8 protein-coding genes are annotated in these 9349 nt (G+C 68.0%); all 8 read right to left on the bottom strand.

Annotated features, from left to right (window positions below; genetic code table 11):
• Positions 1-102 precede the first annotated feature (102 nt).
• The 8 genes from C4313_RS04950 to C4313_RS04985 all read right to left on the bottom strand — a co-directional run bounded on the left by C4313_RS04950 (position 103) and on the right by C4313_RS04985 (position 9196).
• Entirely contained in the window at positions 103-738 is a 636-nt protein-coding gene (locus C4313_RS04950; RefSeq protein WP_352428765.1) for a regulatory protein RecX, read from the bottom strand.
• Positions 739-794: 56 nt separating this feature from the next.
• Positions 795-1856, bottom strand: a complete 1062-nt coding sequence (recA, locus tag C4313_RS04955) for a recombinase RecA (protein ID WP_352428766.1) — start codon at positions 1854-1856, stop codon at positions 795-797.
• 165 nt (positions 1857-2021) lie between these two features.
• Positions 2022-3869, bottom strand: a complete 1848-nt coding sequence (locus C4313_RS04960; protein ID WP_352428767.1) for a glycoside hydrolase family 125 protein — start codon at positions 3867-3869, stop codon at positions 2022-2024.
• Positions 3866-4696, bottom strand: coding sequence for a carbohydrate ABC transporter permease (locus C4313_RS04965; RefSeq protein ID WP_352428768.1), 831 nt, complete (start codon positions 4694-4696; stop codon positions 3866-3868). The genes C4313_RS04960 and C4313_RS04965 overlap by 4 nt, the downstream gene beginning before the upstream one ends.
• A gap of 10 nt (positions 4697-4706) precedes the next feature.
• Positions 4707-5657: a carbohydrate ABC transporter permease gene (locus C4313_RS04970; protein WP_352428769.1), complete on the bottom strand. Its 951-nt coding sequence runs from the start codon at positions 5655-5657 to the stop codon at positions 4707-4709.
• Between the two features lie 72 nt (positions 5658-5729).
• Positions 5730-7004, bottom strand: a complete 1275-nt coding sequence (locus C4313_RS04975) for an ABC transporter substrate-binding protein (protein WP_352428770.1) — start codon at positions 7002-7004, stop codon at positions 5730-5732.
• A 15-nt stretch (positions 7005-7019) separates the two neighbouring features.
• On the bottom strand, positions 7020-7991 hold the full coding sequence (locus tag C4313_RS04980) for an amidohydrolase family protein (protein ID WP_352428771.1): 972 nt from the start codon (positions 7989-7991) through the stop codon (positions 7020-7022).
• Complete coding sequence (locus tag C4313_RS04985; RefSeq protein WP_352428772.1) at positions 7991-9196, bottom strand: ROK family transcriptional regulator; 1206 nt, start codon at positions 9194-9196, stop codon at positions 7991-7993. Before C4313_RS04985 ends, C4313_RS04980 begins: the two co-directional genes overlap by 1 nt.
• Between the last annotated feature and the right edge of the window lie 153 nt (positions 9197-9349).

A 9349-nucleotide genomic window follows, 5' to 3' on the forward strand; every position in this document is an offset into this window, starting at 1 on the left:
CGGCGGGCCTCCCGCCCGCCGCCCGCGCTGCCCCACCGAACAGCGATCCGACTTTTTAAAATGTTAACACAAAACGATGCCCCTGTCCCCAGGGGGCTGCGCTCAAAGACCCCCCTCCAAGCCCCTTTCGGCCGCGAGGGCCCGGAGGACCTCCCCCACCAACTCGGGGTCGAACCCGCGGCGGCTGAGGTAACCGGCCAGCCGCCGCCGGAACGTTTGGGGGTCCACCCCCTGCAGCCGGCGGGCCCGCTCGCGGGCCAGACGCAGGGCCATGGCCCGCTCGTCGCCGGAGACTTCCTGGAGGACTTCCTGGATGATGGCGGGAGGGATCCCTTTACGACGGAGCTCCACCTGGAGCGCCCTCCGGCTGCGGGGCCGGAAGGCCATGCGGTTCTCCACCCAGAAACGGGCGAAGGCCCGGTCATCCACCAGGCCGGCGCGGCGCAGCCGCTCGATCTCCGCCGCCACGAGGTCGGGCTCGAACCCCTTCCGCCGCAGGTAATCGGCGACCTCGCGCTCGCTCCGGGGACGATAGCCGAGGAACCGCAGCGCGGCCTCGTGGGCCTGCTCCAGCCGGTCCCGCTGGCAGAGCCGGTCGATCTCCTCATCGGAGAGGATCTGGCCCGGCCGCAACCGCGCCGCCTCGAGGGCGGTGAGCACCAAAGCCCGTCGCCCATCCAGGTAGACGGCAACCCGGCCGCTCCGCAACGCCCGCAGGCGGGTGATCCGGCCACCCATCGATGGCCCCCATGGGATGAAGATGGCCGCGTGGGCCCGGAGCCCGATCCCCGGCCTCACTCCGGCTCGGGCGCCAGCCCGATCTCCTCGGGGGCCTCCGCGCTGACGCCGAGCCGCTTCAGGGATGCCGCCCGGGCGGCGTTCTCCCGGATCTGCCGCTCCAGTTCCTCCAGCAGGTCCGGATGGGCCTTCAGGAACTCCTTAGCGTTCTCCCGCCCCTGGCCCAGTTTGGTGTCGCCGTAGAGGAAGAAGGTCCCCCGCTTCGTGACCAGGCCCAGTTCCGTCGCCAGGTCCAGGATGTCCCCCGCTTTGCTGATCCCCTCGTTGTAGAGGATGTCGAACTCGGCCTCGCGGAAAGGCGGCGCGACCTTGTTCTTGGTGACGCGGACCCGGACGCGGCTGCCGATGACCTCCCCGCCGGCCTTCAGGTTCTGCAGACGGCGGATCTCCAGGCGCACCGAGGCGTAGAACTTGAGGGCCATGCCGCCAGTGGTGGTCTCGGGGTTGCCGAACATGGTCCCAATCTTCATCCGCAACTGGTTGGTGAAGAGCATGGCGGTGTTGGATTGGCGGATAGCCCCGGCGAGTTTGCGCAAGGCCTGGCTCATCAGGCGCGCCTGGAGGCCGACGTGGGCATCCCCCATCTCCCCCTCGATCTCGGCCCGGGGGACCAGGGCCGCCACCGAGTCGACGACCACCACATCCACCGCGCCGCTGCGGATGAGGGTCTCGGCGATCTCTAGGGCCTGTTCCCCGGTATCGGGCTGGGCGATGTAGAGGTTATCGACGTCCACGCCGCACCGCTGGGCGTAATGGGGGTCCAGGGCATGTTCCATATCGATGAAGGCGGCGATCCCACCCCGCTTTTGGGCCTCGGCGATCACGTGGAGACACAGGGTGGTCTTCCCGGAGGCCTCCGGACCGTAGATCTCCGTGATCCGCCCCCGGGGGATCCCCCCCACGCCCAGGGCGAGGTCCAGGGCCAGGGAGCCGGTGGGGATGACCTCCACCGGCTGCTGGGCGGCCTCCCCCAGACGCATGATCGTCCCCTCCCCGAACCGCTTGGTCAGCGTCAACACCGCCGTCTCCAGGGCCTTCCGTCGCGCGTCGTTCCCCATCGCTCACCTCTCTTCGAAATGGCCGCGCCATCCCGGCCAAGCCTCGACGGCCAGCGGCCGGGAAGACGGGTTCCCCTGTATGGATAGTTTACGTGCGGGGGGCGGGCCCGGCAAGCCAGGGAGGGGTTGACAGGGGCCCATCGGTCCAGTGAGGCCAAAAACCGCTCACGGGCCGCCCGGCTGGTTGGGACGGCCGCAGCGCACCCACAGGGCCCACGCCAGGAAGCCGGCCAGGCTGGCCATGGCCGCCCCCGTGCGCACCACGCCGGTCTGGGGATCGATGGATTCGCAGGCCAGCCCCCCGTCCAGCGGCGCCTCCCGGACCTGGTCCAGCACCCCCGGGTCGGAATCCGTCAGCAGGCGGTAGCACAGGTCGAAGACGCCGGGGAATGGGAAATGGGGGGAGCCGGCCCCGCCGAAGGGCCCGGGGAAGAAATACGGATTGTGGGCCGACGTGATCCAGCGGACCGTGTTCTGGTAGACCGGGTCCTCGGGCGGGCAGAAGCCGTAGGCCGCCAGCAGCCGCAGGCTCCCCGGGGGCTCCTCCCGCAACTCGAACCGCCCCGCTCGATCCCGCGCCCAGGCCCACATGGGCCCCCATGGCCCTTCCACGATCCCCCACCGCCGGATGGCCGCCGCCAGTTCCGCGGCCGCCTGCTCCCACCGCTCCGCCCGCTCCGCCTCGCCCATGCGCCGGTAGAGATCGGCCCCGGTGCGGAGGGCCGCCCACACCAGCACGTTGTTCGAGATCACCAGCGGGAAATCCGTGGGGTCGTCGGTGGGGAGCAAGAAGGTCTCATAGAGGCCGGTCCCCGGATCCCGATGGGCCTCCAGGACCTTCCCCAGGGTCTCCAGGGCCTCCCGCAGGGCGGGCGCGTGCAGCACCTCGATATCCCCAGTGGTGGCGACATACTGCCCCAGGGCCAGGAGGGGGGCCGCCGCCTGGTCCAGTTCGAAGCCGGGATACAGCTGGACGCCGTTGAGATAGAGGGCGTGATCGGCGATGTGCGGGAGATAGCGGGGGAGACAGCGCAGCAACAACAGCCGGGCCCGCTCCGGATCGGCCAGCAGGATGGCCGGAAACGACCAGAGGAACGCGTCGCGGCTCCAGAAGGCGCCGCTCACATAATAAAACGGGCTCCGGGAGGTCACCATCACCGGCGCCCCGGTGTCCAGGCAGTCCCCTTGGCTGAAGAAGTAAGCGAAGAAGAGGTTCTCGTTGAGCCGCGCCGTGAGCAGGGGGTCCTCCAGCCGGCGGGACCGCGCCTCCAGCCAGGCGTGGGTCTCCGCCCACAGGGCAGCCCATCCCCGGCGACGGAGATGCAGCGCCCCCGTCCGCGCCCCGTCTCCATCCGGCGCCACGGCCATGTAAAGGGCCACCGTGATCCGCTCCCCGGGCGCCAGCGTCGTGGATAGGGCTCCCCGATAGGCGAAGGGGGGCTCCACCATCGCCAGGGTCAGCGGCGGGTCGGCCTGGAGGCCGAGGGCGAGGATGGGCATCCCCGCCCGGAACTCCGCGAACAGGCTGCGGGTCCAGGGGTCGAAGCCCCCTGTCATGGCCCCCTCCAGCAGCCGCGAGCCGAAGCGGGAGAGGGCGGTCTCCGCCCAATGGCCCTCGAAACCCACCTCCACCGTCCGGGCCGGCCCCGCCTCCACCGCCACCGTGAGGGTGTAGACCATGCCGACCTCCGCCACCGGCGCCCAGATCCGCCCTTCCGCCGACACCCCTTCCCCCACCCCGCGCCAGACCGGCAGCCAGAAGGCCTCGCGGGACCAGTGAAGGGATCCTGCGAAAGAGAGCGGGCGGCCGTCCAACCGGATCACCGGGCGCGCCAGCGGCGCCCCCACAGCCTCCACCAGGCCGTTGAGGTGTTCGTGGAGGACCCCCACCCGGTAAACCCCGCCATCGCGCCGGTCGATCTGTGGGAGGGAGACCCAGAGGTTCCCCGTCGGGAGATACGGGAGGGGGCCCTCGAGGACCGGCGGCTTGGTCATCAAGGGGTGGGCGCTCATCCCTTCATCCCGGTCAGGGCGATGCCCTCGATGATCTGGCGCTGCAGCAAGAAGAAAACCGCCAGCATGGGCAGGGCGGCGATCAGCGCCCCCGCCATCTGCCAATGGATGTTGGTGCCATATTGCTCTGAGAAGAACTGCAGCCCCACGGGGATGGTCCGGCTGGCGTCCGAACTGGTGATGATCAGCGGCCAGAGGAACTCCTCCCACGCCCCCAGGAAAGTGAAGATGGCCAGGGCCGCCAGAGCCGGGCGCACCAAGGGCAGCATGATCGTCCAGAAGATCCGCGCCTCTGAGGCCCCGTCGATCCGCGCCGCGTCGATGAGGTCAGAGGGGATGGTCAGCATGAACTGGCGCATCAAGAAGATCCCGAAGGCGTCGACCAGCCACGGGAACATCACCCCGAGCAACGTGTCCTGCAAGCGCAGCGAGATGGCCACCTGGTAGAGGGCGATCATACGTGTCTGGAAGGGGATCATGAGGCTCGAGAGGATCAGCAGGAAGAGAAAATTCCTGCCTGGGAAGTCGAACTTGGCCAGGGCGTATCCGGCCATGGCGCTGGTGAGCACCACGCTCAAAGTGATCCCTGTCGCCGTGATCAGGCTGTTCAGGAAGTAGCGGCCGAAGGGGAATTGGGCGAAAACCGCCCGGAAGTTCTCCAGGGTCGGCTCCTGGGGGATCCAGGTCGGGGGGATGCGCATCACTTCGTAGAGCGGCTTGAAGGCGGCGGAGGTCATCCAGGCCAGGGGCAGGAGCATGACCACCGAGCCCGCCACCAGGGCCCCGTAAACCAACGCGCGTCCCGCCCAACGCATCCATCGTCCCATCGACCCCTCCTCAATACTCGAACGGGCGCTGCAGGATCCGCAACTGGATGAGGGTGACTGTCATGACCATCAAAAGCAACACCATGGCGTTGGCGGCGCCGTATCCGAAGTCGAACTGCTTCCATGCCAGGTCGTAGATATGCAGGACGAAGACGCGGGTGCTGTTCAGGGGCCCGCCTGGTGTCAGATACGTAAAGCCTCCCGAGGTCATCACGTAGGGGATGCTGAAGACCCGGAAGGCGTTGATGACCAGGATCACGGCGACGAAGACCACGGTGGGGTTCAGCAGCGGCAGGGTCACATGGCGGAAGGCCTGCCACGGTCCCGCCCCGTCGATCTCCGCCGCCTCCCGGAGCTCCCGGGGGATGGTCTGCAGACCGGCCAGGAAGAGGACCATAGCGTAGCCGATCTGTTTCCAGATCCCCGCGATCATCAGGGCGGGCAGGGCCCACGTCGTGCTGGCCAGCCAACCCGGCGGGTCCGAAACCTCCAACTGGCGCAGCATCCAGTTGACCACGCCGAAGGTCGGTTCGAAGAGCCAGCGCCACGCGAAGGCCGAGGCCACGATGGAGGTCATCACCGGGACAAAATAGATGGTCCGGAAGATCCCCCGCCCCAGCAGCCACGGCTGGTTAAGGGCGATGGCCGTCGCCAGGCCCAGGACCATCACGCAGGGCACCACGCCGACGGTCCAGATCAGGGTCACCCGCAGCGACGTCCAGAACAGGGGGTCGTGCACCATCCGCTGGTAGTTGGCCAGCCCCACGAACCGCTTCGGGGCGAACACGCTCCATTGGTAGAGGCTGAGACGGAAGGCCTCCAGAGAGGGATAGAGGACGATGAGCCCGAACAACACCAGGGCCGGGGCCATGAACCCATAGGCCCACACCCAGGCCCGCAGACGACGGCTCCAGCGGATCCCCCGAACACCCTGCACCGGAAGCACCACCCAACGTGCCATCCCCCCGCCCTCCTCCGAAAGGGTCCGGCGGCGGGCCAGCCGCCCGCCGCCGGACGGGCCTTCGAAAGCCGGTTACGGGCAGCCGAGGATCTTCTTGACCACCTGCTCCTCCTTGGCCGCCGCCTCCCGCACCGCCGTCTCCACACCCGCGCCCTGGATCACGATCTTCTCCCACAGTTCGGACTGGATGTTGTCAACCTCGGTCTGGCCGACCTGCTCCACCGGGCGCGAGTAGGTCATGGACTCCAGGGCGATCCGGTATTTCTCATCGGTCACGAGGGAGGGATCGGAGAGCAGCTCCTTCAGCGAAGGCAGATCCCCCGCCTTCCGGAACCACTGGATCTGGGCCTCCTTGCTGGTCAGGAACTGCACCCACCGCCAGGCCCATTCGGGATTCTTGGCGTCCTTGTTGACCACGTAGGCCCAGACGTGAAGCGGCGTCACCGGCTTCTTGCCGGCGGGGACGGGGGGCGGGGCGACGATCCAGTTGATGTTCTTGGCCTCCCGCTCCAGACGGCCCCGGGTGACCGGGTGGTTGATGTAGAAGACCGCCTTCCCCTGCTCGAACTTGCGCTGCCCGGTCAGGAACTTGGGGGAGTCCACCGCCTCAGGGCCGGTCATCAGCTCCGCCACCAGTTTCCAGGCGGCGATCCCCTGTGGGCTGGCGTAGTTGACCTTGCAGGCCGCTGCGTCGACCACCGGGCCGTCGATGAAACTATACATCGCTTGGGTGAAGACCGCCCACCGGTAGCGGGTGTCCAGGCCCGCCTGGACGATGTTCCCCTGGGCGTCGCGCTTGGTGCAGCGGCGGGCCTGCTCCTTCAATTCCTCCCAGGTCGCCGGCGGCTTGTTCGGATCCCCCCCGCATTCCTTCAGCAGATCCACATTGATGAACAGGATGAGGGTCTGCACGTCAGTGGGCAGGCCGTAGTATTTCCCATCCGCCTTGAAGCGCTGCACTGCGGCCGGGATGAAGGCGGCCTCGATCTGCTGCGGTGTCATCACGTTCTCCGGCACGGGGGCCAGGGCGCCCGCGCGGATGAGCTGCTCGGCCATCTCCATGGGGATCTGGAAGACGTCCGGCCCCGTCTTGCTGGCCAAGGCGGTCAACAACTTGTCGAAGTATTGCTCGTAGGGGATGGACTCGAACTTGATGGTGACGTTGGGATGTTTCGCCTGGAACTTCTGGATCAACTCGTCGACGACGGGCTTGCGCGCCTCGTGGTGATGCTGCCAGTGGACGATGGTGATCTGGGGCGGGGCGGTCGGGGTGGCCGGCGCCGCCGGCGCGCACTGCGCCAGGGCCACCATCATCACCGCCAAGACAGGCAGAAGTTTCCACCGCATGGCCCACCTCCTGGATCAGATTTGTGAAGAGGATCCCCCCTCCAGGCCGAGCAGCCGGGCTGCGTTGTCGGCGAAGATCTTCTGAATGTCCTCCTCCCGCAGCCCGATCTCATAGCAGATGCGCAACTGGTCCTCCAGATACCGCACGGCGAAGCCCCGAGGGAACCACTCGGAGTCGCTGCCGAAAAGGATGCGCTCCGGGCCGATGGTTTCCACAAACCTCCGGAAGAGGTCTTTCAGGGTCAGTTCGTAGGGCATCCACCGCACCCACTCGTTGTTCCCCGAGGTGTCCACATAGACGTTGCGGCACGCCCAACACAGATGGAGCAGCTCGCGGGGGTAGCCGCAGCCGAAATGCGGGATGATGAAGGGGACGTCGGGGAAGCCCTTGGCCACATCGTGGAGGACCAGCGGGTTGATGTTCTCATGGTAAGCGATGCCGCCCCCGCCCCCCAGCACCCCGAAGTGGATCAGCACCGGGATGCCCAGGGCCTCACAGGCCTGCCAGACCGGATCCAGGGCCGGGTCGTTGATCGGCCCCCGCAAAGCCGGGGCTAGGATCTTGTAGCCGCGCAGCCCCAGTTCCCGCACCGCCCGGTAGAGCTCCTGCGCGGCATCCGGGCGGAACGGATCGTGGTGGGCGAACCCGATGAAGCGATCGGGATAGCGGCGGACGATGGTCGCCAGCATGTCGTTCCCACCGCCGGTCAGGAACACCACCCGCTCCAGGCCGTATCGGTCCACCTCGGCGGCCCAGCGCGCCGCCTGAACCTCCGGCGGCGCCGGGGGCTCCTCCGGGAAGGGGAAGGCATAGGCCCGCCACCAGCGCTCCTGATACCAGCGGGCATCCCGGCGCAGGCGCTCCAGTTTGTGGGCCCCGAAGCGGGCGGCGTAGCGCGCCTCCCAGTCGGCCAGATAGGGGTCCGGGACCGGGAAATGGGCGTGGAAATCGATCACCCGAAGGCCCCACCGGCTGATGCGGCCCATCACAGCCCCCTACGGATCTGGGCCATGCCCTCGGTCTCGAAAATGGCGTAGGCGACGGCCCCGAGCACGGCGGCCCGGTCGCCCAGCGCCGAGAGGCCGATCTCCGGCATGGCCGGGACCACCGGCTCTAGGCGCCGGCGCAGCCCCTCCACCAGCGGCCCACCGGCCCGGGCCACCCCGCCCCCCAACAGGATCCGCTCTGGATCCACCACCGCGATGATGGCCGCGAGCATGATGGCCAGATAATCCAAAGTCTCCTCCACCACCTGCTGCGCGAGGGGATCTCCTTCCGTCGCCGCCTGAAACACATCGGTGGCCTCCAGGGGCTTCGCGGCGGCGAGGGCATGCAGCCGGCTCTCCGGGAAGGCGGACAGCCGCTCCTGCACCCGGCGCACGATGGCCGGGCCCGCCGCCAGGAGCTCTAAACAGCCGAACATATCGTAGCGCTGATGCAACAACGCCCGCTCCGGGATCACATATCCCACCTCGCCGGCGGAGTAGTGATGGCCCCGGTAGAGCTCCCCGTTCAGGATGAGGCCCGCGCCGATCCCTGTCCCGATGAACACACAAACCAGATGGCGGACGTCCCGGCCGGCCCCGAACCATTTCTCGCCGAAGGCCGCCAGGTTCACATCGTTCTCCACAAACGTCGGGACACCGAACTGGCTTTCCACCAACGCCTTCAGGGGAAGATTCCGCCAGCGGAAGGCCGGCGCCCAGACCACCCGGCCGGCCACCGGATCCGTCACCCCAGGGGCCCCGATGCCGATCCCCCGCACGGTGTAGCCCGCCGCCCGGGCCCGCCGAAGCAGTTCCTCCAGGGCCTCCATCAATTGGGGCAGCGCCTCCTCCGCCTCCCCGTTGGGGCGCGAGGGCCGGCGGATCTCTTCCAGAATGTCTCCCTCCAGATTGGCGATGACGCCCACCAGATGGGTTCCCCCCAGATCCACGCCGATAAGGTGATAGGCCTCCCGGTTCAAATACAGGGCCATCGGGCGGCGCCCCGAGGGCCGCGGGGAAGGGTCTGGGCGCTCGACCACCAGCCCTTCCTCCTTCAAACGGGCCACCAGACGGGTCACCGTGGCCGGGCTGAGCCGAAGCCGCCGCCCCAGTTCCGCCCGGGAGATCCCCGGCTGGGCCCGCAACGCCTGCAAGATCGCCGAACGGTTGATCCGCTCCAGCACCTCCGGCCGCCCGGGTTCCACGAACCGCTCCACCTCGTGTTTTTAATTTCATTTTAAAAGAAATAAAAAGACTTGTCAAGGCTGTTTCGGAACCGTGCGGCGGGTTCTGGCCGAAGGGGCCCTTCAGGGGCGCGCGAAGGCTTCCAACAGATGCTGGAAGACGCGGGCCGCCTG

This window comes from Thermoflexus sp. (assembly GCF_040289485.1).
Taxonomy (GTDB): domain Bacteria; phylum Chloroflexota; class Anaerolineae; order Thermoflexales; family Thermoflexaceae; genus Thermoflexus.